This is a genomic window from Paractinoplanes atraurantiacus, from assembly GCF_900215205.1.
GTDB lineage: Bacteria > Actinomycetota > Actinomycetes > Mycobacteriales > Micromonosporaceae > Actinoplanes > Actinoplanes atraurantiacus.
Window position 1 is genome coordinate 150,187 of sequence record NZ_OBDY01000009.1, and the last position, 23,744, is coordinate 173,930.

Annotated in this window: 23 protein-coding genes and 1 pseudogene; 15 read left to right on the forward strand and 9 right to left on the reverse strand. The window is 69.8% G+C overall.

Features of this window, described 5'->3' with window-relative positions; all coding sequences use genetic code 11:
* Window positions 1-122 precede the first annotated feature (122 nt).
* The 11 genes from CRP55_RS21810 to CRP55_RS21865 all read left to right on the forward strand — a co-directional run bounded on the left by CRP55_RS21810 (window position 123) and on the right by CRP55_RS21865 (window position 12,082).
* Window positions 123-1,217, forward strand: a complete 1,095-nt coding sequence (locus CRP55_RS21810; protein WP_218854664.1) for a 5-dehydro-2-deoxygluconokinase — start codon at window positions 123-125, stop codon at window positions 1,215-1,217.
* Window positions 1,210-2,067, forward strand: coding sequence for a Cgl0159 family (beta/alpha)8-fold protein (locus tag CRP55_RS21820; protein ID WP_097321974.1), 858 nt, complete (start codon window positions 1,210-1,212; stop codon window positions 2,065-2,067). Before CRP55_RS21810 ends, CRP55_RS21820 begins: the two co-directional genes overlap by 8 nt.
* Window positions 2,068-2,140: 73 nt before the next feature.
* Complete coding sequence (gene iolB / locus CRP55_RS21825; protein ID WP_097321975.1) at window positions 2,141-3,028, forward strand: 5-deoxy-glucuronate isomerase; 888 nt, start codon at window positions 2,141-2,143, stop codon at window positions 3,026-3,028.
* Window positions 3,025-4,878: a 3D-(3,5/4)-trihydroxycyclohexane-1,2-dione acylhydrolase (decyclizing) gene (iolD, locus tag CRP55_RS21830; protein ID WP_097321976.1), complete on the forward strand. Its 1,854-nt coding sequence runs from the start codon at window positions 3,025-3,027 to the stop codon at window positions 4,876-4,878. Before iolB ends, iolD begins: the two co-directional genes overlap by 4 nt.
* Window positions 4,879-4,889: 11 nt before the next feature.
* On the forward strand, window positions 4,890-6,386 hold the full coding sequence (locus tag CRP55_RS21835; RefSeq protein WP_097321977.1) for a CoA-acylating methylmalonate-semialdehyde dehydrogenase: 1,497 nt from the start codon (window positions 4,890-4,892) through the stop codon (window positions 6,384-6,386).
* A 12-nt stretch (window positions 6,387-6,398) separates the two neighbouring features.
* Window positions 6,399-7,322, forward strand: coding sequence for a TIM barrel protein (locus CRP55_RS21840; protein WP_097321978.1), 924 nt, complete (start codon window positions 6,399-6,401; stop codon window positions 7,320-7,322).
* A complete protein-coding gene (locus CRP55_RS21845) occupies window positions 7,319-8,311 on the forward strand; it encodes a sugar ABC transporter substrate-binding protein (protein WP_097321979.1) in 993 nt (330 codons plus the stop codon). The genes CRP55_RS21840 and CRP55_RS21845 overlap by 4 nt, the downstream gene beginning before the upstream one ends.
* 13 nt (window positions 8,312-8,324) lie before the next feature.
* Complete coding sequence (locus CRP55_RS21850; RefSeq protein WP_097321980.1) at window positions 8,325-9,380, forward strand: ABC transporter permease; 1,056 nt, start codon at window positions 8,325-8,327, stop codon at window positions 9,378-9,380.
* Between the two features lie 3 nt (window positions 9,381-9,383).
* Entirely contained in the window at window positions 9,384-10,199 is an 816-nt protein-coding gene (locus tag CRP55_RS21855) for an ATP-binding cassette domain-containing protein (RefSeq protein WP_097321981.1), read from the forward strand.
* Window positions 10,200-10,208: 9 nt separating this feature from the next.
* Window positions 10,209-11,222 carry a Gfo/Idh/MocA family oxidoreductase gene (locus CRP55_RS21860; RefSeq protein WP_097321982.1) on the forward strand — a complete coding sequence of 338 codons (1,014 nt, stop codon included), beginning with the start codon at window positions 10,209-10,211 and terminating at the stop codon, window positions 11,220-11,222.
* The gene (locus tag CRP55_RS21865) at window positions 11,219-12,082 is read left to right on the forward strand and encodes a sugar phosphate isomerase/epimerase family protein (RefSeq protein ID WP_097321983.1); all 864 of its coding nucleotides are present in this window, start codon (window positions 11,219-11,221) and stop codon (window positions 12,080-12,082) included. The genes CRP55_RS21860 and CRP55_RS21865 overlap by 4 nt, the downstream gene beginning before the upstream one ends.
* Here CRP55_RS21865 and CRP55_RS21870 read toward each other — a convergent pair.
* From CRP55_RS21870 to CRP55_RS21885, 4 genes are all read right to left on the reverse strand, one after another.
* Window positions 12,057-12,551, reverse strand: a complete 495-nt coding sequence (locus CRP55_RS21870) for an AAA family ATPase (RefSeq protein WP_097321984.1) — start codon at window positions 12,549-12,551, stop codon at window positions 12,057-12,059. The two genes, CRP55_RS21865 and CRP55_RS21870, sit on opposite strands and share 26 nt — an antisense overlap.
* Window positions 12,551-13,024 carry an SRPBCC family protein gene (locus tag CRP55_RS21875; RefSeq protein WP_097321985.1) on the reverse strand — a complete coding sequence of 158 codons (474 nt, stop codon included), beginning with the start codon at window positions 13,022-13,024 and terminating at the stop codon, window positions 12,551-12,553. The genes CRP55_RS21870 and CRP55_RS21875 overlap by 1 nt, the downstream gene beginning before the upstream one ends.
* Window positions 13,021-13,350, reverse strand: a complete 330-nt coding sequence (locus tag CRP55_RS21880) for an ArsR/SmtB family transcription factor (RefSeq protein WP_179855286.1) — start codon at window positions 13,348-13,350, stop codon at window positions 13,021-13,023. The genes CRP55_RS21875 and CRP55_RS21880 overlap by 4 nt, the downstream gene beginning before the upstream one ends.
* Window positions 13,351-13,732: 382 nt before the next feature.
* Window positions 13,733-14,710 carry an ArsR/SmtB family transcription factor gene (locus CRP55_RS21885; RefSeq protein ID WP_097321986.1) on the reverse strand — a complete coding sequence of 326 codons (978 nt, stop codon included), beginning with the start codon at window positions 14,708-14,710 and terminating at the stop codon, window positions 13,733-13,735.
* 61 nt (window positions 14,711-14,771) lie between these two features.
* On the opposite strand from CRP55_RS21885, the pseudogene CRP55_RS54790 reads away from it, so the two are divergent.
* A pseudogene (locus CRP55_RS54790) lies at window positions 14,772-15,698 on the forward strand (MFS transporter); the annotation flags it as partial.
* A gap of 223 nt (window positions 15,699-15,921) precedes the next feature.
* Here the strand turns inward: CRP55_RS54790 and CRP55_RS53965 are convergent.
* Window positions 15,922-16,275: a MazG-like family protein gene (locus CRP55_RS53965; RefSeq protein ID WP_218854665.1), complete on the reverse strand. Its 354-nt coding sequence runs from the start codon at window positions 16,273-16,275 to the stop codon at window positions 15,922-15,924.
* 184 nt (window positions 16,276-16,459) lie between these two features.
* On the opposite strand from CRP55_RS53965, the gene CRP55_RS21900 reads away from it, so the two are divergent.
* Window positions 16,460-18,235, forward strand: a complete 1,776-nt coding sequence (locus CRP55_RS21900; RefSeq protein ID WP_245923271.1) for a serine/threonine-protein kinase — start codon at window positions 16,460-16,462, stop codon at window positions 18,233-18,235.
* Window positions 18,236-18,259: 24 nt separating this feature from the next.
* Here CRP55_RS21900 and CRP55_RS21905 read toward each other — a convergent pair whose 3' ends face one another.
* The 3 genes from CRP55_RS21905 to CRP55_RS21915 are packed head-to-tail and all read right to left on the reverse strand — an operon-like array spanning window position 18,260 to window position 21,070.
* Entirely contained in the window at window positions 18,260-18,853 is a 594-nt protein-coding gene (locus CRP55_RS21905) for a GNAT family N-acetyltransferase (RefSeq protein WP_097321987.1), read from the reverse strand.
* Window positions 18,850-20,367, reverse strand: coding sequence for an APC family permease (locus CRP55_RS21910; RefSeq protein ID WP_245923273.1), 1,518 nt, complete (start codon window positions 20,365-20,367; stop codon window positions 18,850-18,852). The genes CRP55_RS21905 and CRP55_RS21910 overlap by 4 nt, the downstream gene beginning before the upstream one ends.
* Window positions 20,368-20,419: 52 nt before the next feature.
* Entirely contained in the window at window positions 20,420-21,070 is a 651-nt protein-coding gene (locus tag CRP55_RS21915; protein ID WP_097321989.1) for a GOLPH3/VPS74 family protein, read from the reverse strand.
* Between the two features lie 461 nt (window positions 21,071-21,531).
* On the opposite strand from CRP55_RS21915, the gene CRP55_RS21920 reads away from it, so the two are divergent.
* Window positions 21,532-22,302, forward strand: a complete 771-nt coding sequence (locus CRP55_RS21920) for a dioxygenase family protein (RefSeq protein WP_245923275.1) — start codon at window positions 21,532-21,534, stop codon at window positions 22,300-22,302.
* 96 nt (window positions 22,303-22,398) lie between these two features.
* Window positions 22,399-23,409 carry a TerC/Alx family metal homeostasis membrane protein gene (locus tag CRP55_RS21925; protein WP_097321990.1) on the forward strand — a complete coding sequence of 337 codons (1,011 nt, stop codon included), beginning with the start codon at window positions 22,399-22,401 and terminating at the stop codon, window positions 23,407-23,409.
* A gap of 3 nt (window positions 23,410-23,412) precedes the next feature.
* On the opposite strand, the gene CRP55_RS21930 is transcribed toward CRP55_RS21925, so the two are convergent.
* Window positions 23,413-23,670, reverse strand: coding sequence for a hypothetical protein (locus CRP55_RS21930; RefSeq protein ID WP_097321991.1), 258 nt, complete (start codon window positions 23,668-23,670; stop codon window positions 23,413-23,415).
* Between the last annotated feature and the right edge of the window lie 74 nt (window positions 23,671-23,744).

The following is a 23,744-nucleotide window of genomic DNA, read 5'->3' on the forward strand; positions in this document are numbered from 1 at the left end:
GCCGAGCGGTTACCGACGGCGATCATCTCGATCAACGCGCCGGATTCAAGCACGGCACACGGCACGCTTCCTCGTGCCCGAAATCTGATCATTCGCCGGAGATCGCAACCGGAGGCTTGCGCATGCCCGCGGACGAGGTATTGACGATGGGGCGCATCGGCGTCGACCTCTATCCCGAACAGGTCGGTGTCTCTCTGCGTGAAGTGCGCACGTTCGCCAAGTTCCTCGGCGGCAGCGCGTCCAACGTGGCCGTCGCCGCCGCCCGCTACGGCCGCCGTTCCGCGGTCATCACGCGCACCGGCGACGATCCCTTCGGCGAGTTCCTGCACGACGCGCTGCGCGGCTTCGGGGTGGACGACCGGTTCGTCACGCCGGTGGCGACGCTGCCGACGCCGGTGACGTTCTGCGAGATCTTTCCGCCGGACGACTTCCCGCTCTACTTCTACCGTTTCCCCAAGGCGCCCGACCTCGAGATCCACCCGTCCGAACTGGATCTGGAGGCGATCAAGAACGCCGCCATCTTCTGGGTCACGGGGACGGGCCTGTCGCAGGAGCCGAGCCGCACCGCCACGCTGACCGCCCTCAAATACCGTGATAAGTCGGGCATCACGGTCTTCGATCTCGACTATCGGCCCATGTTCTGGTCGTCCCGGGCCGAGGCTCGCCGGTGGTACGCCGAAGCGCTGCCCTACGCCACGGTCGCCGTCGGCAACCTCGACGAGGCCGAGACCGCGGTCGGCGTCAGGAAACCGGCCGAGGCCGCGGCCGCCTTGCACGAGGCCGGCGTGGAACTGGCCGTGATCAAACAGGGCCCGGCCGGAGTGCTGGCATCAAGACGCAGCGCCGCCACCGAAACCAGCGCCGCAGAAAGCAGCGCCACCGCAGAAAGCAGCGCCGCCGCAGGAAGCAGCGCCACAGGAAGCAGCATTAGAAGAAGCAGCGCCGCCGGAAGCAGCGCCACGGAGAACAGTGCCGCGAGTGAAGGCGAGCAGGTCGAGGTGCCTCCGGTGCCGGTCGAGGTGGTCAACGGGCTCGGCGCCGGTGACGCCTTCGGGGGTGCCCTCTGCCACGGACTGCTTGCCGGATGGGAGCTCGAGGCGACGATGCGCTTCGCCAACGCCGCCGGAGCCATCGTCGCCTCGCGACTGTCCTGCGCCGACGCCATGCCCACCGAGCACGAGGTGCGGGCCCTGATCGAAGGAGCACGGCATGCCTGACCTGGACAGCCTCCTCGACATCCGGACCCGGCGCCCCGCGGCCATCGCCGCCGCGGCGTCCTCGCGCCGACGGCCGGCCGGCCTGTTCGGGCCGCACGGCAAGATGATGATCATCGCGGCCGACCATCCGGCCCGCGGGGCGCTGCGGGCCGGCGACGACCCCCTGGCCATGGCCAACCGCGTCGACCTGCTCGAAAGGTTGCGCACCGCGCTGGCCCGGCCCGGCGTCAACGGCGTCCTCGGCACCCCCGACATCCTCGAAGATCTGCTGCTGCTGGGCGCGCTCGACGACAAGGTCGTCATCGGCTCGATGAACCGGGGCGGCCTGGCCGGCACCAGCTTCGAGATCGACGACCGGTTCACCGCGTACGACGCGGGCAGCATCGCCGCCGCCGGCTACGAGGGCGGCAAGATGCTGCTGCGCATCGACCCCACCGACCCGGGCACGGTCGCCACCCTCGAGGCCTGCGGCAACGCGGTCGGTGCGCTGGCCGCCCGGCGCAAGATGGCCATGGTCGAGCCGTTCATCTCGCACCGCGTCGACGGGCGGGTGCGCAACGAGCTGACCGCCGAGGCCATGATCCGGGCGGTGACGGTCGCGGCCGGTCTCGGCACGACCTCGGCCTACACGTGGCTCAAGGTGCCGGTCGTCGACGACATGGAGCGGGTGATGGCCGCGACCACGCTGCCGGCGCTCATCCTCGGCGGTGAGGGCGAGGCGGCGTACGCGGCCTGGCGAAAGGCTCTTGATCTGCCGACCGTGCAGGGGCTGGTGATCGGGCGGTCGCTGCTCTACCCGGCGCGCGGATCCGTGTCCGACGCGGTCGACCGGGCGGTGGGGTTGCTATGAGCGGCCGGAGCCAAGCGGAGGCCGGACGCCGTCCTCTCGGCGCCGCACGAGGGAGCGAATCATCATGACAGGGATGGCGCGGGTCAATCCCCTGATGCGGCGGGGCAGCACCGCCGACAAGCCGTTCGACCTGGTCGTGACGCCGGAGAACGCGGGCTGGCGCTACAGCGGCCTGCGGGTGCTCGACCTGCCGGTGGGCTCGCGGGCGAAGTTCGTGACCGGGCCGGACGAGATGCTGGTGCTGCCGTTGTCCGGCGGCTGCGACGTGACCTGCGACGACGAGCGGATGACGCTGACCGGCCGCCGTTCGGTGTTCTCCCGGGTCACCGACTTCGCCTATGTGCCGCGCGATTCGACGGTGACCGTGCGCGCGCCCAACGGCGGGCGGTTCGCGCTGCCGGCGGCGCGGGCCAGCAAGCGGCTGCCGTTCCGCTACGGCGCGGCCCAGGACGTGAAGGTCGAGATGCGCGGCGCCGGGCAAGCCAGCCGGCAGGTCAACAACTTCTGCACGCCGGAGAACTTCGAGGCCGACCGGCTGATCGCCTGCGAGGTGCTCACCCCGGGCGGCAACTGGTCGTCGTATCCGCCGCACAAGCACGACGAGATCGGCGAGGGCGAGTCCAGTCTCGAGGAGATCTACTACTTCGAGGTCGCGGCGTCGCCGTCGGGCACGTCGGGGTGCGGCTTCCAGCGGGTGTACGGGCATCCGGACCGCCCCATCGACGTGTGCGCCGAGGTGCGCTCGGGCGACGTCGTGCTGATCCCGTACGGCTGGCACGGCCCGTCGATGGCCGCACCCGGCTACGACCTCTACTACCTCAACGTGATGGCCGGTCCGGGCAGGCGGGAGTGGCTCGTGCGCGACGACCCGGCGCACGGCTGGGTGCGCTCGTCGTGGACCGGTGTGCCGGTCGACCCGCGGTTGCCGATGACCACCCACACCGAAAGGACGCGGCTGTGAGACTCACCGTAGGGCAGGCCGTGGTGCGGTTCCTGGCCAGCCAGTGGACCGAGCGCGACGGCGCCGAGCAGCGCACGATCGCCGGCTGCCTGGGCATCTTCGGCCACGGCAACGTGGCCGGGATCGGTCAGGCGTTGTTGCAGGCGCAGCGCACCGGTGAGGCCGACCTGCCGTACCGGTTGGCCCGCAACGAGCAGGCGATGGTGCACACGGCCGCCGGCTATGCCCGGATGAAAAACCGGCTTTCCACATTGGCCTGTACGGCGTCGATCGGACCCGGCTCGACGAACATGCTCACCGGGGCCGCGCTGGCCACGGTCAACCGGCTGCCGGTCCTGCTGCTGCCCTCCGACGTCTTCGCCACCCGGGCCGCGTCGCCCGTGCTGCAGGAGCTGGAGGATCCGCGCGGCTACGACGTGTCGGTCAACGACGCGTTCCGGCCGCTGTCCCGCTTCTTCGACCGGGTCTGGCGGCCCGAGCAGCTGCCGTCGGCGCTGCTGGCCGCGATGCGGGTCCTGACCGACCCGGCCGAGACCGGCGCGGTCACGCTCTGCCTTCCCCAGGACGTGCAGGCCGAGGCGTACGACTTCCCCGACGCGTTGTTCGCCAAGCGGGTCTGGCACGTGTCCCGTACGCCGGCCGAGCCCGCCTTCGTGGAGCGGGCGGCCGAGGTGATCCGGGAGGCCCAGCGCCCGCTGATCATCGCGGGCGGCGGCGTGATCTACTCGGAGGCGTCGGCCGAGCTCGACCGGTTCGCCCGCGAGACCGGCATCCCGGTGGCCGACACCCAGGCCGGCAAGGGCGCGCTGAGCTGGGACCATCCGCAGTCGGTGGGCGGCGTCGGCTCGACCGGGACGCCGGTGGCCAACAAGCTGGCCCGCGAGGCCGACGTCATCATCGGGGTGGGCACGCGATACAGCGACTTCACGACCGCTTCGCGTACGGCTTTCCAGCATCCCGGCGTGAAGTTCGTGAACATCAACGTGGCCTCGTTCGACGCACACAAGGAGTCGGCCCACCCGGTCGTGGCCGACGCCCGGGCCGGGCTGTCGGAGCTGCTCGGCGCGCTGGACGGGCGGCGGTTCCCGGCCGGCTACCGCGCCGCGGTCGCGTCGTGGCAGGAGACGGTCGACAAGGCGTACCACCTGGGACATGGACCCCTGCCCGCCCAGAGCGAGGTCATCGGGGTGGTGAACGAGGCGTGCGGCGCGCGCGACGTCGTGGTGCAGGCGGCCGGAAGCATGCCCGGCGACCTGCAACTGCTGTGGCGGGCCCGCGACCCGAAGCAATATCACGTCGAGTACGGCTACTCGTGCATGGGCTTCGAGATCGCCGGGGCGCTCGGCATCAAGATGGCCGATCCGTCCCGCGAGGTCTACGCGCTGGTCGGCGACGGCTCGTACCTGATGATGGCGCAGGAGATCGTCACCGCCGTCGCCGAGGGCATCAAGCTGATCCTGGTCCTGGTGCAGAACCACGGGTTCGCCTCGATCGGCGCGCTCTCGGAGTCGCTCGGCTCGCAGCGGTTCGGCACGAGCTACCAGTTCCGCGGCGCCGGTCAGGACTACGACGGCGGCCGTCTGCCCATCGACCTCGCGGTGAACGCGGAGAGCCTGGGCGCCGCCGTGATCCGCTGCCGCACCATCGCCGACCTGCGCGACGGGCTCAAACGGGCCCGGGAGGCCGACCGGCTGACCGTCGTGCACATCGAGACCGACCCGCTGTCGCCGGTGCCGTCCTCCGAGTCGTGGTGGGACGTGCCCGTGCCGGAGGTCTCGTCCCTTCCGAGCACCCAGGCGGCGCGCGAGACCTACGACGCCGCGAAACGTGACCAGCGGCAATACCTCTAGGAGAGAAAGCCATGGCAACCATCGAGCACTGGATCGACGGCGAGCTGACCGCCGGGTCCGGCGACCGGCGCGGCCGCGTCTACAACCCGGCCACCGGGCAGCAGCAGCACGAGGTGGTGCTGGCCTCCGAGGCCGACGTGGACGCCGCGGTCACGGCCGCCCGCATCGCGTTCCAGACCTGGAGCCAGGCGTCGCTCAGCAAGCGCACGAAGATCATGTTCAACTTCCGCGAGCTGGTCAACGCGAACGTCAAGCAGATCGCGGAGATCATCTCGGACGAGCACGGGAAGGTGCTCTCCGACGCGGCCGGCGAGGTCCAGCGCGGGCTCGAGGTGATCGAGTTCGCCTGCGGCATCCCGCAGATGCTCAAGGGCGAATACTCCGACCAGGCCTCGACCGACGTGGACGTGTTCAGCTTCCGCGAGCCGCTGGGCGTCTGCGCCGGGATCACGCCGTTCAACTTCCCGGCCATGGTGCCGATGTGGATGTACCCGGTGGCGATCGCCTGCGGCAACACGTTCGTGCTCAAGCCCAGCGAGCGCGACCCGTCGGCCTCGAACTTCATCGCGGGGCTGTTCAAGCAGGCCGGGCTGCCGGACGGCGTCTTCAACGTCGTGCACGGCGACAAGGTGGCGGTCGACGCGCTGCTGCACCACGGCGACGTGGCGGCGGTGTCGTTCGTCGGGTCGACACCGATCGCCCGTTACATCCACGAGCAGGCCAATTCGCACGGCAAGCGGGTGCAGGCGCTCGGCGGGGCCAAGAACCACGCGATCATCCTGCCCGACGCCGACCTCGACTTCGCGGCCGGTCACCTGACCGCGGCCGCGTTCGGCTCGGCCGGCGAGCGCTGCATGGCGATCTCGGCCGCGGTGGCGGTGGGCGCCGCCGGCGACGCGCTGGTCGACCTGGTGTCGCGCAAGGCGGGCGACGTGGTGGTCGGCTCGGGACGCGACCCGAAGTCGGAGATGGGGCCGGTCGTGACGGCGGCGGCCAAGCAGCGGATCGAAGGGCTGATCGACAGCGGCGAACGGCAGGGCGCGAAGGTCACGGTGGACGGGCGCGGGCTGCGGGTGCCGGGCTACGAGGAGGGGTTCTTCGTCGGGCCGACGGTCATCGACCAGGTGGCGCCGTCGATGGACGTCTACACGGAGGAGATCTTCGGGCCGGTGCTGTCGGTGGTCCGCGCGGACACCGTCGACGCGGCGATCGATCTGATCAACAGCAATCCGTACGGGAATGGGACCGCGATCTTCACCAACAGCGGCGAGGCGGCGCGCCGGTTCCAGCGCGGGGTGCGGGTCGGGATGATCGGCATCAACGTGCCCATCCCGGTGCCGATGGCCTACTACTCCTTCGGCGGATGGAAGGCGTCCCTGTTCGGCGACAAGCACATCCACGGTCCCGAGGGCGTCTCGTTCTACACCCGCGGCAAGGTCGTCACCTCCCGATGGCCGCATGTCTCCACCGCGTCCGACGCGTCCCTGCATTTCCCCACGGCCAGCTGAAAGGTTCCGCACATGGAGATCCGTCACTTGCAACTCGGTAGCTGCCCGGACTCGTGGGGCGTGTGGTTCGCCGACGATCCTCAGCAGACTCCCTGGAATCGGTTCCTCGACGAGATGGTCGCGGCGGGCTATCGGTGGCTGGAGCTTGGTCCGTACGGATATCTGCCGACCGATCCGTCCCAATTGCGCGACGAGTTGGAATCGCGTGGTTTGTCGTGCGCGGGCGGTACGGTCGCGGGAGCCGGCGGACCGCACAAGGACTTCGACTCCGTCTTGGCGGAAACCCGCAAAGTGGCTTCACTGGTCTCGGCCATCGGCGCGCAAAATGTCGTTTTTGTCCCTGTCCCTGGCTATCGCGACGACAAGACCGGGGCGTACCTCGAGCCCGCGACTCTCGGCGAGGACGCCTGGAGCGCTCTGATCCGCAACACCAACACCCTCGGGCGAGTGCTCCTCGAAGAGTACGGGGTCCATATGCGCTTCCACCCGCATGCGGACTACCAAGTGGAGACGCAGCAGCAGACCGAGCGTTTCCTTGACGAGACCGATCCCCGCTTCGTCTCGTTGTGCCTGGACACCGGGCACCTCGCCTACCGTCGGGCCGACGTGCCGGGCATCATTCGGAAATATCCCGAGCGAATCGGATATGTCCACATCAAGCAGATGGACCCCGCCATCGCCCGGCGGGCCGTGGCCGAGGATCTCGCCTTCGGCCAGGCGGTCGCCATGGGCGCCAGCGTCGAGCCTCCGGCCGGCGAGCCGGACGTCCCCTCCGTGCTCGACGCGCTCAGCGAGCTCGACGCCGAGATCTTCGTCGTCGTCGAGCAGGACATGTACCCCGTCGACTTCGACGTCCCGCTGCCGATCGCGCAGCGGACCCGCGCGTATCTCAATTCTCGTGGACTCACGTCCCGTCCCTCAGGAGAGAAGATATGACCGCTCGGACCCGTACCTTCCGGATCGCCGCCCTCGGCGCGGCCGTGGTCCTCGCCGCCACCGCGTGCAGCGGCGGCGGACGCGAGAAGACCGAAGAGAGCGATACCGGCGGCGGCAACGCCGCGGGCAGCTCCGGCTACACGATCGCGTTTATCACGCACGAGACACCGGGCGACACGTTCTGGGACAAGGTCAAGAACGGCGCCAACCAGGCCGCCAAGGACACCGGGGTCACGCTGAAGTATTCCAACGACCCCGAGGCGCCCAAGCAGGCCGTGCTCATCCAGAACGCGGTCGACTCCAAGGTCAGCGGCATCGCCACCACCCTGGTCACGCCGGACGCCCTGGCCGGTGCGGTCAAGGCGGCCACCGACGCCAAGATCCCGGTGGTCGGCTTCAACTCCGGCATCAACGACTATCAGCGGCTCGGCGCGCTGATGTACTTCGGCTCGGACGAGACCCTGGCCGGCACCGAGGCCGGCAAGAAGCTGGCCGAGCAGGGCGCCAAGCATCCGCTCTGCGTCATCCAGCAGACCGGCTCGGTCGCCCTCGAGGCGCGCTGCGCGGGCGTGAAGAGCTCCGTCCCCGGCACCGAGAACATCCAGGTCAACGGGGCCGACGACGCGGCCGTGACCTCGACCCTGCAGGCGAAACTGGCGCAGGACAAGTCGATCGACTCGATCGTCACGCTCGGCGCACCGCAGGCGCTCGACGCGATCAAGGCGCGGCAGCAGGCCGGCAGCCAGGCCAAGCTGGTCACGTTCGACCTCAACGAGCAGGCCGCGACCGAGATCAAGAGCGGCAACATCCTCTTCTCGATCGACCAGCAGCCGTACGTGCAGGGCTACATGGCCGTCACCTCGCTCTACCTGAACCTCAAGAACGGCAACGACATCGGCGGCGGCAAGGCCGTGCTGACCGGCCCGTCCTTCGTGGACTCGGCGAACATCGACAAGATCCTGCCCTTCACCAAGAACAACACGCGGTAGAGGAGGTGCCGTCATGACTCAGACAGTCGCTCCGGCGCCCTCTTCCCACTCGGCCGACCGGGTCCGCCCCGCCCTGGCCAGCCGCCTCATGGCCCGGCCCGAGATCGGCGCCCTGGTCGCGGCGATCATCATCTTCATCTTCTTCCTCGTGCTGGCGCCCTCGTTCCGGTCGGCCGAGTCGTTCTTCACGGTCCTCTACCAGTCGTCGGTGATCGGCATCGTGGCGGTCGGCGTGGGCCTGCTGATGATCGGCGGGGAGTTCGACCTCTCCTCCGGCGTCATCGTCTACACCGCGGGCCTGTTCACCTCGATGTTCTGCTGGTACTACGGCGTGAACCTGTGGATCGGCGCGATCCTGTCGCTGGCGTTCTGCCTGCTGCTCGGCTTCATCAACGGCTACCTGGTGATGAAGACCGGCATTCCCAGCTTCCTCATCACGCTGGGCACGTTCTTCGTGCTCCAGGGGGCCAACCTGGGCGTGACCAAGCTGGTCACCGGCACCGTGTCCACGCCCGACATCAGCAACATCGACGGGTTCGACTCCCTGGGCAAGATCTTCGCGTCCAGCTTCAAGATCGGGTCGGTGACGATCTGGACGTCGGTGCTGTGGTGGATCCTGTTCGTCGCCCTCGCCGCCTGGACCCTGCAGCGGACCCGGGTCGGCAACTGGATCTTCGCGGTCGGCGGTAACCCGGACAGCGCCCGCGCGGTCGGCGTGCCGGTGGTCCGTACGAAAATCGGGCTCTTCATGGTCGTGTCTTTCCTGGGCTGGTTCGTCGGGATGCACCAGCTCTTCCGGTTCAACACGCTCCAGGCCGGCGGGGGCGTCGGCAACGAGTTCCTCTACATCATCGCGGCCGTCGTGGGCGGCACGCTGCTGACCGGCGGGTTCGGCAACGCGATCGGCGTCGCCATCGGCGCCTTCATCTTCGGCATGACCAGCCTCGGCATCATCTACGCGGGCTGGGACCCGAACTGGTTCAAGGCCTTCCTCGGCGTGATGCTGCTGCTCGCCGTGCTGGTGAACCTCTACGTGAAACGCATGTCCACCAGAAGGAAGGTGGGTTGAGCTATGACCGATACTTTGGCCGACCACGCCGACAAAGGACTGCACAAGGGCGAGCCGCTCGTCGAGATGGAGGGCGTCGGCAAGTCGTACGGCGCCATCCGGGCCCTGCGCGGCATCAACCTGAGGGTCAACGCGGGCGAGGTCACCTGCGTGCTCGGCGACAACGGCGCCGGCAAGTCCACCCTGATCAAAATCATCTCGGGCCTGCACCCGCACAACGAGGGCAGCCTGCGCGTCGACGGCAAGGAGGTCAACTTCGCCTCGCCGCGCGAGGCCCTGTCGCACGGCATCGCCACGGTCTATCAGGACCTGGCCGTGGTCGGGCTGATGGAGGTGTGGCGCAACTTCTTCCTCGGCTCCGAGCTGACCGCCGGCCGCTATCCGCTGGCCGGGCTGAAGGTCAAGCAGATGCGGGAGATCGCCGACACCGAGCTGCGCAAGATGGGCATCGTCGTCAAGGACATCAACCAGCCGATCGGGACGCTCTCCGGCGGCCAGCGCCAGTGCGTGGCGATCGCCCGGGCGGTGTATTTCGGCGCGCGGGTGCTGATTCTCGACGAGCCGACGGCGGCGCTGGGCGTCAAGCAGTCTGGTGTGGTCCTGAAATATGTGGCGGCGGCGCGCGACGCCGGACTGGGCGTCGTGTTCATCACCCACAACCCGCACCACGCGTACATGGTCGGCGACCACTTCGTGATCCTCAAGCTGGGGGCGACGGCGCTGGACAAGACCCGCAAGGAGGTCGGCCTCGACGAGCTGACCCAGCAGATGGCCGGCGGCGACGAATTGGCCGAGCTGTCGCACGAGTTGAAGCGCTGAGGGGCTTTCATGTTGAAGGTTGGAGTCATCGGCACCGGGATGATCGGCCAGGACCACATCCGCCGGATGACGACGGTGCTGGCCGGCGTCCAGGTGACGGCGGTGTCGGACGTGGACACCGTGGTGGCGGCATCGGTCGGTGCCGGGGTCGGCGCGTCTGTGCACGCCACCGGCGGGGAAGTCATCGCCGACCCGTCGGTGGACGCGGTGGTGGTCTGCTCCTGGGGGCCGACCCACGAGGAGTACGTGCTGGCCGCGATCGCCGCGGGTAAGCCGGTGTTCTGCGAGAAGCCGCTGGCCACCACCCAGGAGGCCTGCCTGCGCATCCTCGACGCCGAGGTCGCCGCGGGTCGCCGGCTGGTGCAGGTCGGATACATGCGTCGTTATGACGCTGAATACCGCGCGCTGAAATCCTCTCTCGGCGTGATCGGCCGGCCGCTGATGATGCACTGCGCTCACCGCAACGCCAGCGTCCCGTCGTTCTACGAGAAGGAGATGGCGATCACCGACACGGCGGTGCACGAGATCGACATGGTGCGCTGGCTGTTCGACGACGAGGTGGCGGCCGTCCGCGTGCTGGTACCGCGCCGCAGCGGCAACGGCGGGGAGTTGCAGGATCCGCTGTTCGTGGTCATGGAGATGGCCGGCGGGGTGCTGGTCGACGTGGAAATCTCGGTGAACATCCGCTACGGCTACGACATCCGCGGCGAGGTGGTCGGCGAGAACGGCACGGCCGCACTGGGCAACGCCTCGCTGGTGACGATCCGGCACGGCGGTGTCGAGGCCTCTCCGGTGCCGGTCGACTGGCGGGAGCGCTTCCTGCGGGCGTACGACGTCGAGTTCCAGGAGTGGATCGACTCCCTGACCGCCGGTGGCCGCCCGGTCGGCCCGAGCGCCTGGGACGGCTACGCGGCGGCGGTGGTGTCGGACGCGGGCGTGGCGGCCCTGCGCACCGGCGACCGGGTGCCGGTTTCGCTGGTGGAACGCCCGAAGCTGTACGGAGCGGAGGTGGCGGCGGCGTGAAGATCGCTCTCGACCCGTACATGCTGCGGAAGGTCCCGCTGCTCGACCTGCCCCGCGTGGTGGCCGACCTGGGCTATCACCACATCGAGATGTCCCCGCGCGACGACTTCCTGCCGTTCTTCGTCCACCCGCGGGTGGACAAGGCGGGCGTGGCCGCGTTCAAGCGGGCGCTGGCGGCCGCTTCGGTCGAGGTGGCATCAGTTCTGCCGCTCTATCGCTGGTCGGGTCCGTCCGAGGACGAACGGCAGGCGGCCGTACGCTACTGGAAACGGGCCATCGAGATAACGGTCGACCTCGGCGTGAACGTCATGAACTCCGAGTTCAACGGCCGTCCTTCCTTACCGGACGAGTGCGAGGCCCAGTTCTGGCGCTCGATGGAGGAGTTGCTGCCGATCTTCGAGCGGGAGGGCGTGCGGCTCGTGCTGGAGCCGCACCCCGACGACTTCATCGAGGACGGCCTGGCCGCGGTCAACATGATCCGCGGCATCGACTCGGACCTGGTGTCGTTCCTCTACTGCGCCCCGCACACGTTCCATCAGGGCGGAGACCTGGAGGCGATCATGAGGTACGCGGGCCCGCTGCTCACCCAGGTGCACATCGCCGACTCGTTCGACTTCCGGGGCTCGTCCGGCCTGCGGTACATCGTGAACCCGCCCGGCTCGACGGCCCGCGTCCACCAGCATCTGGACATCGGCCAGGGCGAGGTGGACTGGGACGTCTTCTTCCGCACCTTGAACGAGCTCGACTTCGACGGCATCGCGACGGTGTGCGTCTTCGCCTGGGAGGAGAGGGCGGAGGACAGCGCCCGCTACAACCTGAGCCAGATCTCCCAGTTCACCCAGAAGCACGGATCCGCTTGACGAGCATCGCCACATCAACCGGCGCGTCGGTGCGAACCCGCAGGACAGTCCCCAGTCCGAGCGGTTCCGCACCGGCGCTCCACACCGCCCAGTTGTCGGCCAGGCTCTGCGCGTCGCGGTAATACGCGGGCCTGCGCCGCGCCTCGAAGCGCCGGCGGGCCACATCGGCCGGCACCTCACACCAGACTTCGGTCACGCTTCGCGCTCGGCTGAGCTTCAAACCGGCTTGCGCGTACGCGAGATCGCGCGCCCGAAACCACCACGACTCCAGAATCACGTCCCCGTCATGGCCGGCCGCGCGTTCCCACATCATCTCCGCGGCGCCGGCAACGCTGCCACCGGTCGCGGCGAGCTCGTCCTTTATCGCGTCCTTGGAGATCAGAGGAAGCGAGGCCGCCCGCGCCAGCGCCGTCGCCAGCGTCGTCTTCCCCGCCCCCGGCAGCCCGTTGACGAGAACGACCCTCTTCACTACTTGAACAGCGCGGCGTAGCGCTCCAGGTAGAGCGGCCAGCCCTCCTCGTGGTTGACGCCGTCGCGCAGGGACTGCCAGCCGGGACCGTGCCGGTCGAGGTGGCGGTGCTCCAGCACGATGCGCGTCTGGTCGGGCCCTTCGGCGACGAAGCGGACCTCGACCTCGCTCGTGTTCTCGAGATCCTCCTCGATCGTCCACTGCACGCCGATGTCCCAGCTGAACACGACACGGGTCGGCGGCTCGAACACGAGCACCCGCGCCCACCGGCACTCGGTGCCGTCCTCGGCGCGGTCGTAGATGTTCCCACCCACCTTCGGCTCGAACACCGTCTCCACGAGCGGCGAGCCCAACAGGTTGTGCTCGCGCGGCTTGACGTCACCGAACCGCTGCGTGAACACCTCGAAGGCCCGTTCCACGGGCGCTTTGACAACGATCTGCCGCGTCACCGTGGGCGCAGAAGTCTCCGTCATGGTCTTCCTTCCTCATCGGCCGCCTGCTCGACGGTCTCTTGAAAGCCTTCGAGCGCCCGCCGCCAGAAGACATCCAGCTGATCGCGCAGCGCCGCGACCCCCGCGGGATTGAGCCGATAGACCCGCCGCGTCCCCGCCGCCTCGTCGTCGACGAGCCCCGCATCCTTGAGCACCCGCAGATGCTGAGACACCGCCGGCCGGCTGATCGGCAGTTCCTGGGCCAGCTCCCCCACGGCCCGGGGCCGCTCCGCCAAAGAGGCGACAATGGCACGCCGGGTCGGATCCCCCAGGATCTCCCACCCATCCGCTTCTCGGTAAGTCGCCACGAACCGTAAGCTACGACTTACCGATGCTCCCGTCAACCCTCCACCACCCAGCCCGCTCAGTCACCGCTTGGGTTCGGATAAGCGCGGCCGGCTGGTTTCAGAGCAGGGTGCTTCTCGCTCGGGCGGCCTACCAACCCGACGGCGCGGCCTCGAAGATCGATACCGGCCTACGGGTCGAGCGGTCCCGCGCCGGCCGGGCTGGTTGACGTGGCCTGGCCGGCGCAGGGCCGCTTGAGGAGCGAAGAAAGTCAGACGTCGGCCTATCGCGGCGGCCGAGAGGTTGTCGGCGGCTTGACGCCGGCTCCCCGTCTGTTCCATTGCGGTGCTCGATTCGTCGTTGACGGCGATGCCGGGGTCGACGGGTTGCAGAGCGGGGAAGGGCTCAATCGCCGGCCAGGGCGTCGCCGAGCGCTGTTCGGCGGTACAGCACGGAGCGCCCGCTGCGGCTGCGGCTGACCAGGCCGGCCTCGCGGAGCACGGCCAGGTGGCCGCCCGCCGCGCCGAGGCTCATCCCGAGCTGGGCCACGAGCTGGCTTGTGCTGGCCGGCCGGCTCAGGGCGGTGAGCAACGCGGCCCGGGACCGGCCGATCAGGCGGTCCAGCCGGTCCGGCGTGCCGGGCTCGGCGCCGGACCACGCCCCGGCCAGGCCCGCGGCCGGGTAGACCAGCGCGTACCGCCGCGGCGGGTCCAGGCTCAGCCAGCCGGCGGCGGCCGCGCTCGGCACGAAGAGCAGGTCCGCGCCGATCAGACGGTGCGACGGGCCCGGCATGCGGATCAGGTCGATCCGCCCGTCGCCGTGCCATCGGAGGTTGGGGCTCAGCCCGTCCAGCGCGCGGGCCCAGCCGTAGGTGGCGAGCAGCCCGGCCCGCCGGACGACGTCGCGCTCGAGACCGGCCCGCACGCGAGGCCAGTGCGGCGCGATCACCGCTTCCCAGTAGGCGCCGAAGGCGGTGGCCAGCCGGCCCGGCGCCCCGGGACGGCTCAGCACCGCCGGCAGCAGCCGGACCCGGCCGTCGCGCTGTATGGCCGCGCTGGCCCGCAACTGGCGCTGAGCGATGTCGTGCGGCGTGGCCCGAAGGGTGGCCAGCTCGGCCTCGATCGCGGTGTCCACTCCGGACGGCGGCATCGACAGCAGGTCGGGGATCTCGCGGGTGCCCCGGATGAGGCCGAGAAGCGCCGACAGGACGGGGTCGCCCGCCACCGCGGCCCGGGCGGTGGCGAGCCAGGCGGCGTCGAGGCCGGGCGCCGCCCAGGGGCCATGGCCGTCGGCGATCAGCAGCATGCCGAGCAGGTTCGCGATCGGGGACATGGCGAACCGGGCCCTGGCCAGTTCCTCCGTGCCGAGTCGCAGCACCGCCATCGTTTCGCCTCCTCGCGAAACAGTAGCCCTCCCCGGCCGCGCGCCGAAGACTCGGCCCGTGATGACCTACCGGGCACTGTTCGCGCTCCGTGAGTTCCGGGCGCTGTTCGCGTCGAGCGCCCTCTCGGTGGCCGCCCTGATGATGGAGATGCTGGCGCTGTCCGCCCTGGTGTACGCCTCGACCGGGTCGCCGCTGCTGGCCGCGATCGCCTATCTCGGCGGCTTCCTGCCGCAGGCGCTGGGCGCGCTCACTCTGCTGTCGCTGGCCGACCGGCTGCCGCCGCGGGCCGCGATGGTGGGGTGGCGGCTGGTGCACGCCGCGCTGATCGCGACCTTCGCGGCCGGCGTCCTGCCGGTCGGAGCCATGCTCGCGCTGATCATGCTGGCCGGGCTGGGTGACGCCGTCGTGGCGGCGGTCAACGGCGCCGTCGTGGTCGACGTGCTGCCGGACGGCGCCTACGTGCTCGGCCGCTCGGCGCTCAACATCTCGACCGGCGCCATGCAGATCGCCGGATTCGCGGGCGGTGGCACGTTGCTGGCCCTGGTCGGTCCGCACGGGGCGTTCTGGGCCGCGGCCGGGCTGGGCGCCGCCGGCGCGGTGATCCTCCGCCTCGGGATGCGGCGCCGTACCCCTCGAAGGGTCGAACGGGCCTCGGTCGCCGAGACCTGGTGCGGGAACCGGGTCCTGCTCGGCCGGCGCCGGCTGCGGAACCTGCTGCTGGCTCAGTGGCTGCCGAACGGCCTGATCGTCGGGGCCGAGGCGATGTTCGTGCCGTACGCCGGCGACGCGGCGGGCGCGCTCTTCCTGGCCGCCGCGGCGGGCATGCTCGCCGGTGACCTGGTGATCGGGCGATGGACCGCCCCCGCGCGCCGGGCCGCGCTCGGACTCCCCCTGTACGCCCTGCTGGCCGTCCCCTATCTCGCGTTCCCGCTGCGGCCGGGCGTGGCGTGGGCGGGCGTGCTGGTGGCCGTGGCCTCGTTCGGTTACGCGGCCACGCTGACCGTGCAGGAGCGTTTCGTGGCCGCGGTACCCGGCGACCTGCTCGCCCAGGGCCTGGGCCTGGCCGGCAGCGGCATGCTGACCGTGCAGGCCGTCGCCGCGGCCGGGGTCGGTGTGGTGGCCGAGCTCGCCACCCCGGCCGCCGCGATCACCGTGGCCGCGCTCGGCTCCCTGCTCAGCACCGTCCTGCTGTTCCGCAGGGCAGGTGACCTCAGGCCGGGTGAGGTGGCCAGGCCGACGGCCCGGGACCAGCGGGCAGACGGGAGCGGAGCTTGCCGGCGCAGTCGGCCAGCGCCCGCTGGGGGTCCAGGTCGAGGCTGGCGATGGCGACCAGGGCGGTGAAGGCCACGTCGGCCAGTTCGGCCGCCACGTCGTCGCGGGTGTGGGTGACGCCCTTGCGCGGGTTCTGGCCGAGCAGGCCGATCCAGGCCTGCGCCGCCTCGCCCGCCTCCTCGGTGACCTTGAGGATGCGGCAGGTCAGCTCCAGCGGCATCGTGCCGTTGCTGAGGTCGAGCCAGCGGCGGGCCTCGTCCACCGCCGGCCAGATCGGATCGGTCTCATCCACTGCGCCTCCACCGGCGGTCGAGTAAAGGAGAAACGAACCTTACGGGAACCGGTGACGGGCGAACGGCGCGACTGACCGTGAGTGAGAGTTCGGGCGCCGGACGGTTGCCCGTATCGCCATCGATCTGGACGATCGTCGCGGTTCGGCCACGTTGGACGCGCTCGATGGAAGGACCCGACCACAGGTGCAGTCATCCCCCTCCGTAACCGGTGGCATCATCCCCGCCGAAGCCGCCACCGCCGATCTCAGCGGGCGCTGCGTAGGCAACTCGTACGTCCTGGTCTGCCCCGTGGGGCATGGTGCTACGGGCACCGTCTGGCGCGGCATCGACCGGGCGACCGGGGCCGACGTGGCGGTCAAGCTCTTGCACGAAGGCCTGCTGCGGCAGCCGAAGCTGGTCATCCGGTTCGTGCAGGAGCGCACGATCCTGATGATGATGCGGCACGAGAACATCGTCGGCGTCCGCGATCTGTTCAGCGTGGGCGGCTCGCTCGCGCTGGTCATGGACTACGTCTCGGGCGGGAGCCTGCGGCAGTACGTCCGCGCCATGGGCACCCTGCCGCCGGCCGACGCGGCCGAGTTGCTCGCGCAGGTCGCGGCCGCGCTCACCCAGGCGCACGAGCTCGGTGTGGTGCACCGTGACGTCAAGCCGGACAACATCCTGTTGCAGGAGAACGCCGGTCGTTTCGAGGTGCGCCTGACCGACTTCGGGATCGCCCGCGTGCTCGACACGGCCGGGCTCACCACGCCGCAGGCCATCGTCGGCACCCCGCATTACATGGCGCCCGAGGCGATCCAGGGTGAGGCCTCCCCCGCGTCCGATGTGTACGCCGTCGGGGTCGTTCTCTACGAGCTGATAACCGGTTCGACGCCGTACGCCGGTGAGCCGCTGGCCGTTCTTCGCGGGCACCTGGACGAGCAGCCGGCGTGCCCGCCGGGCGTCGTGCCCGCGGCGTGGGAGCTGATCGCGTGGTGCCTGGCCAAGGATCCGGACCGCCGCCCGTCGGCCGCCGAGCTGGTCGCCGCCCTGCGCGAGCTGGCCCGCGAGACGGCCGGTGTGCCCGCCCTGGCCGGGCAGACCCAGGAGTACGCCGACTCGGCCACCGCGAGCCTGGGCCTGCGGGCCGTGTCGCACCCGTCGTCCCGGCCGGCGCCGAGCGGCCGGAAGCGGCCGCGCAACGGGCCGCGCACCTGGAAGTGGCGCCGTCCCGGGATGATGGTCGCGCTGATCGGGCTGGCCGTCGCCGTGTCCGGTGTGGGCGGCTTCAACGCGTGGCAGCTGCTCGACTCCCCCGGCTCCGGAGCGGCGGCCCCTCCCCAGGTCACCTCGGCAGCGCCGAGCGCGGCCATCCCCGGGCGGGTGAAGGCACCTCAGCCGCCGCCCGCGGCCGCGGCCGGGCTTCCGCAGCTTTCCGGCGGCCTCGAGGCGAGCGGCGGCGGGCTCAGCGGTGGTCTGAGTGGCGGTGGGATGAGCGGTGGTGGAGGCAGCGGCCCCGCGGCCAGTGCGGAGGCGACGCCCGAACGGCAGCCGGACGCGCGCGTCTCGGTGGGGCCGACCGGCATCGGGGTCACCGCGGGGCCGGGCCGGGCCGAGGCGAAGTTCGGCCCGTGGCGCTGCGGTGACGAGTACAGCTGGGATCTGGGCCATCCGGTGCTGGCCAAGCCCTGCCACGCCTTGGGCGGTTCCGTGCGGGTGGCCGGTCAGATGGAGGCGATGCCCGGGGTGCAGACCGACATCGAGCTGACCGTACGGGACGCGGCCACCGACGAGGTGGTGGCCGGCCCGTACCTCTGCAAGGGTTTGATGTTCACCGATTTCGCCCTGCGGCACACCTGCGGGCCGGGCGATCTGCGGCCCGAGCACGGCGATCGGAGCGTCGTCGTCGCCCTGTCCTGGAGGTACACGCAGCGCCCGCTGCTGCCCGGCGGCGTCACCCGCGGGCCGGCCTTCCGCTGGTGAGACAGCGGAAGGCCGGGGAGGTGATCAGGCCGCGTGCCACATCCGGTAGAACGCCGTGCCGTCCGGCAGCAGCATCTCGAACGGATCCATGTCCACGTAGCCGGTCCGGCGGTACAGCCGCACGTTGTTGTGGTTCGTCGCCTCGAGGTACACCGGCGTGCCGGCCTCCTTGAGCTCGTCGTGCGTGCGGTTCATCAGCAGGCTGCCCAGACCGTGGTGCTGGTGGTCGGGGTGGACCGCCAGGAACGCCAGGTGCCAGTGCGGGTCGTGCGGATGGTGCTTCTCGAAGAGCTCGTCCAGCGCGACGAACCGGTCGTGGTAGTCACCGGCCAGCGCCTTGAGACGCTCCTCGTAGTTCTCCGGTCCGGCCGACTCCTTGGTGTAGTCGAACCACACCGCCGTCGCCACCAGGCCCTCGCCGTCCGGGTGGTCGATCACGTCGACCCGGGCCGCGGACTCGGTCAGCAGCGTGAAGAAGTCGGCCATCACCCGCAGCCGGTCGTCCAGCGACGGCACGAGGTACCGGTTGGCGTCCAGCTCGAAGAACGAGTGGCTGATCAGCAGACCGACGTCGGCGATCTCGTTCTCGCGGGCGGGACGGATGGTGCCGTAGCTCACTTGCTCTCCTCGGTGCTGGCGAGGGCCGCGGAGAACCCGCCGCCCCCCGTTGCGGTGGCGCTGCGGGCTCCGAGCCCGATGCCGGCGTAGACCTGGGGGTTGCTGGAACGCAGGATCAGCGCCCAGACGAAACCGGCGGCGAACAGAACGGCGAACGACAGCGGCACGACGATCGCGGGCGCGCTGCCGGGCTCGACACCGAGCAGCGTCGCGATGTTGTCGATGGCCAGGTAGGTCATGATGATCAGCAGGATGGTGCTGAGGACGGGGGCGCCGATGCGGTGCCAGAAGTCCTCGCCCTCGGGGTGCTTGAGGAAGTAGCCGATGACGGCGATCGAGGTGATGCTGACCAGGATCAGCACGCCCAGGCCACCGGCGGTGCCGCCCCAGAAGAACATGTTGACCAGCGGGTCCCAGCCGTTCACGGCGTAGACGACGATGGCGATCAGGCCGAGGGCCGACTGGGCCAGCGAGCCGTTCTTGGGCGCGCCGGTGCCGGGGACGGTCTTGCCGAACGCGCGGGGCAGCACGCCCTCGCGGCCGAGCGAGAACGTGTAACGCGAGATGATGTTGTGGAACGAGATCATCGCGGCGATCAGCGAGGTCAGGAACAGCGCGTGCCCGATGTGCAGGGCGGCGCCGCCGAGCTGGTCGGACGCGACGTTGAAGAACAGGTCGGGGCCCTCGTTGGCGGCGCGGCCGACGACGTCGTCACCGGCGGCCGAGATCATGGCCCAGGCGGCGAAGCCGTAGAGCACGGCGATGATGGCGACCGAGAGATAGGTGGCGCGGGAGACCGTGCGGCGCGGGTCGCGCGACTCCTCGGAGAACACGACCGACTGCTCGAAGCCGACGAAGCCGGTGACGGCCATGACCAGCAGGGCGCCCGAGCCGGCGCCGACCAGCGTGCCGGGGTCGAGCGGGGCCGAGGAGGCCGAGAAGTTCGGCGAGAAGATGTCGGCGAAGCTGAACGCGATCACGACGACGATCTCGGCGACCAGCAGCGTCGCGAGCACCTTGCCGTTGACGGCGACGTCGAGCACGCCCAGGACGGCGGTCAGCGCCCAGCAGATCAGCGCGAGGATCCACCACTGGATGTCGACGCCGAACCAGTCGGAGAACAGCGGGGCCGCGATGGCGCCGAAGCCGCCGTACGAGGCGATCTGGAACATGTTGTACGCGAGCAGGGCCACCCAGGAGGCGCCGACGCCGAGCGGCCGGCCGAGTCCCTGGGAGATGTAGGCGTAGAACGCGCCGGCGTTGGCGATGTGGCGGGCCATGGCGACGTAGCCGACCGCGAAGATCGCCAGTACGAGGGCGACCGCCACGAAGGCGATGGAGATGCCGGTCAGGCCGGTGACGGCGAGACCGGTCGGCACCACGCCGGCGACGACGGTGAGCGGCGCGGCCGCGGACATGACGAAGAAGACGACCGCGGCGACGCCGAGCCGGTCGCGGGCCAGTGCGTTCGACAGCTGGCTCTGTTCAGGGGGTTGTGTAGACGTGGTGGACACGCGGATCTCCATTGAGGGGGTTGTGGGAAGGGGGTGGGTGGTCCGGTGTGGATCAGGCGCGGCGGGCCATGACGGCGTCGCCGACCGCGGCCTCGGTCTGGCTGACCAGCTCGTGCAGCATGGCGGGGAGTCGGCGCTTGAGCTGGTCGAACAGCTGGCTGCGGCCGCGGGCGTCGAGGGTGACGAAGACGTGCTGGTCGAGCCCGGTGGCGAGGATGAGCCCGGCCAGCACCAGGTCGGGGACGTCGAGCATCTCGCCGCGGCCGATGAAGGTGCGGATGCGGGTGGCGGGCCAGCCGGCGATCATCGAGTCGCTCGGCACGAACGACACCTTGCTGCCGAACAGGCCGCGTTTCTCCTGGCGCTGCACCAGGCCCGCGCGCGACAGCCGGCGCTCGACCAGGTCGACCGCGATGCCGGTGGCCAGGAACGAGATCCAGTCGCGGATGGCCCGGTGGTGGCCCTCGCGCAGCAATTGGTCGAGGACGGCGGTGGCCGCCGGATCCCCGGTGGGGCGGTCGTCGATGATCTGGATCTTGCCGTCGACCAGGTCGAGCCGGCGCCAGAGCACCAGCTCGCCGATCAGGGCGGCGGCCATGCCGAGGCCGAGGGTGGCCGGGGAGAGCTGGCACTTGCCCTTGACCGAGTCGTGGGCGGTGAGAAACAGATCATCGGCGAGGGGTAGCTGCGGCGATGTCGCCACTGCCGGGCCTCCTCTCCACGCGCGCGCCTAGTCGCGCCGTGACTTGCGGTGAACTTCGCGCGGTGACTACCGAGAGTAGTTTCGGTGGCTCGACACGAACGTTACGGTGAGCGCCCCCCAGCACGACATCGGGTAGCATGCCAGCGCGCTGATCTCGGCGCAATGTCCTCATGAGACTAATTTTCAGTCCGATGTGCAGCCATCGAGGATGCAGGATGCAAGAGTGCATCTACCAGGCATTCCACGACCGGGGGACGACACCCGTAAAGGGAATTTAACGAACACCGAAGTGGACTGACCGCAAGATCAACTCCCCGGTTATTTTCTGCACCTGCTCAATAACGGATTGTCGCCCCTACGGCGCGTGAACACTGAGGGTAATTGCAGTGCAGTTTAGTTGACGCTACAAGTAAACCGGCGTACCGTAGACCGTGAAACTTGAACCTTCAACGGAGGCACTCATGGCCCGCATGCCCGCCCTGTTCCTCAGCCACGGCGCTCCGCCGCTGGTCGACGACGCGCGCTGGGTGAGCCAGCTCGAGGAGCTGACCGCCGGCCTGCCCCGGCCCAAGGCGATCCTGATGGCCTCGGCCCACTGGGAGTCGGCGCCGCTCATGCTGGGCGCGACCGAGCCGGTGCCGCTGGTCTACGACTTCGGCGGCTTCGAGCGGAAGTACTACGAGGTCACGTACGCGGCGCCGGGCGCACCCGAGCTGGCCGCCCGCATCGAGAAGCTCATGCCGGACAACGAGCCGGTGGCCCGCACCAACCGCGGTCTCGATCACGGTGCGTACGTGCCGCTGACCGTCATGTATCCCGGCGCCGACATCCCCGTCCTGCAGATGTCGCTTCCGACCCTCGAGCCCGACCGGCTGCTGGAGATCGGCCGCCGGCTGGCTCCGCTGCGTGACGAGGGCGTGCTGATCGTCGGCTCCGGCTTCACCACCCACGGCCTGCCGTTCCTGCGCGACTTCCGGCCGGACGCGGCCGCGCCGGGCTGGTCGCGCGAGTTCGACGCCTGGGCCGCCGAGACGCTGGCCCGCGGCGCCGTCGACGAGCTGGCCGGCTTCCGGGACCGGGCGCCCGGCATGCCGTGGGCACACCCGACCATCGAGCACTTCGCGCCGATGTTCCTGACCCTGGGCGCGGCCGACGACCCGGAGCGGGCGCCCGAGCAGCCGATCGACGGATTCTGGATGGGCCTGGCCAAACGATCTTTTCAGGTCACATAAAGCCAGCTAGATCTGGCGTTATTCAGGAATCTCCCAGGGTAAGCGGGGACGATTGATCGGCAACCGCCCCGCTTATCGCCCGGAGGTTCCCCACTCATGTCACTTGAGGTCACCGCGCTCGGCTGGACGTTGACGATCGGTGTCATCGTCGCCCTGCTCGCCCTCGACCTGACCCTGGGCGTCCTTCGCCCCCACGCCGTCGGCTTCCGCGAGGCCGCCGCGTGGTCGATCTTCTACATCACCGTCGCGGTCGCCTTCGGTGTGGTCTTCGGCATGGTCGCCGGCTGGGACTTCGGCGCTCAGTACTTCGCGGGCTACATCGTCGAGAAGAGCCTGTCGGTCGACAACCTCTTCGTCTTCGTGATCATCATGAGCACCTTCGCGGTGCCCGAGAAATATCAGCAGGAGGTCCTGACCTTCGGCATCATCATCGCGCTGGTGCTGCGGGTCATCTTCATCGCGCTCGGCGCGACCCTGCTCTCGCTCTTCTCCTTCATGTTCCTGATCTTCGGCCTGATCCTGATCTTCACGGCGGTGCAGCTGTTCCGGCACCGCGACGAGGATCCCGACGTCGAGGACAACGCTCTGGTCAAGGCCAGCAAGCGCTTCCTGCCGGTCACCGACGACTACATCGGCGGCAAGATGATCGCCAGGGTCGACGGCCGGCGCGTGGTCACCCCGATGTTCATCGTGCTGATCGCGATCGGCAGCTCCGACCTGCTGTTCGCGCTCGACTCGATCCCGGCCGTGTTCGGCGTGACCGACGAGGCGTTCATCGTCTTCGTGGCCAACGCGTTCGCCCTGCTCGGCCTGCGCGCGCTCTTCTTCCTGGTCAAGGGCCTGCTCGACCGCCTGGTCTACCTCTCCACCGGCCTGTCGCTCATCCTGGCCTTCATCGGGGCCAAGCTGGTCCTGCACTGGCTGCACGAGGACGTCACCAAGTCGGCGCCCGAGATCTCGACGTCGCTGTCGCTGGTCGTCATCCTGGTCATCCTGGTCGTCACGACCGTGGCCAGCCTGATGAAGACACGAAAAGACCCGGATGCCAAAGCCCACGCGGGCAGCATCCGGGCCAAGTCAGCGGTCCCGGAGGACCGCAAGCACTAGCTACTAGCCGAGGTAACCGCCGAGGCCGGCGGTCTGACGGTCGCCGGCCTGCTGACGGTGCAGGTCCTGGCGGTAGAGGATCGCGCGGATCTCGGCGGTCTCGGCGGCGGTGTGGCGGCTGATGAGCTCGTCGAGCTCGGCGCGCTCGGCGGTCGTACGGAACGACGCCAGCTCGTCGGTGAGCTTGCGGTGGGCGACCCGCATCGTCCGGCGGTTCGCCAGGATGGTGCGAACGTCGCGAAGCTTGGTCGTGAACGGCATGGCCGACTCCTTAACGGATCGTGATGGCGATAGGCCTCGTCGCCTTCCCTTACAACGATCCGCGAGGCAGGCTT

Excerpts from the sequence above, each read along its gene's own strand:
- CRP55_RS21885 (WP_097321986.1), bottom strand. The coding sequence starts at position 14,710 with ATGGCGGTGCTGCGACTCGGCACGGAGGAACTGGCCAGGGCCCGGTTC.
- CRP55_RS21860 (WP_097321982.1), top strand. The coding sequence starts at position 10,209 with ATGTTGAAGGTTGGAGTCATCGGCACCGGGATGATCGGCCAGGACCAC.
- CRP55_RS21840 (WP_097321978.1), top strand. The coding sequence starts at position 6,399 with ATGGAGATCCGTCACTTGCAACTCGGTAGCTGCCCGGACTCGTGGGGC.
- CRP55_RS21845 (WP_097321979.1), top strand. The coding sequence starts at position 7,319 with ATGACCGCTCGGACCCGTACCTTCCGGATCGCCGCCCTCGGCGCGGCC.
- CRP55_RS21820 (WP_097321974.1), top strand. The coding sequence starts at position 1,210 with ATGCCTGACCTGGACAGCCTCCTCGACATCCGGACCCGGCGCCCCGCG.
- CRP55_RS21810 (WP_218854664.1), top strand. The coding sequence starts at position 123 with ATGCCCGCGGACGAGGTATTGACGATGGGGCGCATCGGCGTCGACCTC.
- CRP55_RS21930 (WP_097321991.1), bottom strand. The coding sequence starts at position 23,670 with ATGCCGTTCACGACCAAGCTTCGCGACGTTCGCACCATCCTGGCGAAC.
- CRP55_RS21850 (WP_097321980.1), top strand. The coding sequence starts at position 8,325 with ATGACTCAGACAGTCGCTCCGGCGCCCTCTTCCCACTCGGCCGACCGG.
- CRP55_RS21835 (WP_097321977.1), top strand. The coding sequence starts at position 4,890 with ATGGCAACCATCGAGCACTGGATCGACGGCGAGCTGACCGCCGGGTCC.
- CRP55_RS21925 (WP_097321990.1), top strand. The coding sequence starts at position 22,399 with ATGTCACTTGAGGTCACCGCGCTCGGCTGGACGTTGACGATCGGTGTC.
- CRP55_RS21875 (WP_097321985.1), bottom strand. The coding sequence starts at position 13,024 with ATGACGGAGACTTCTGCGCCCACGGTGACGCGGCAGATCGTTGTCAAA.
- CRP55_RS21920 (WP_245923275.1), top strand. The coding sequence starts at position 21,532 with ATGGCCCGCATGCCCGCCCTGTTCCTCAGCCACGGCGCTCCGCCGCTG.
- iolB (WP_097321975.1), top strand. The coding sequence starts at position 2,141 with ATGGCGCGGGTCAATCCCCTGATGCGGCGGGGCAGCACCGCCGACAAG.
- CRP55_RS21855 (WP_097321981.1), top strand. The coding sequence starts at position 9,384 with ATGACCGATACTTTGGCCGACCACGCCGACAAAGGACTGCACAAGGGC.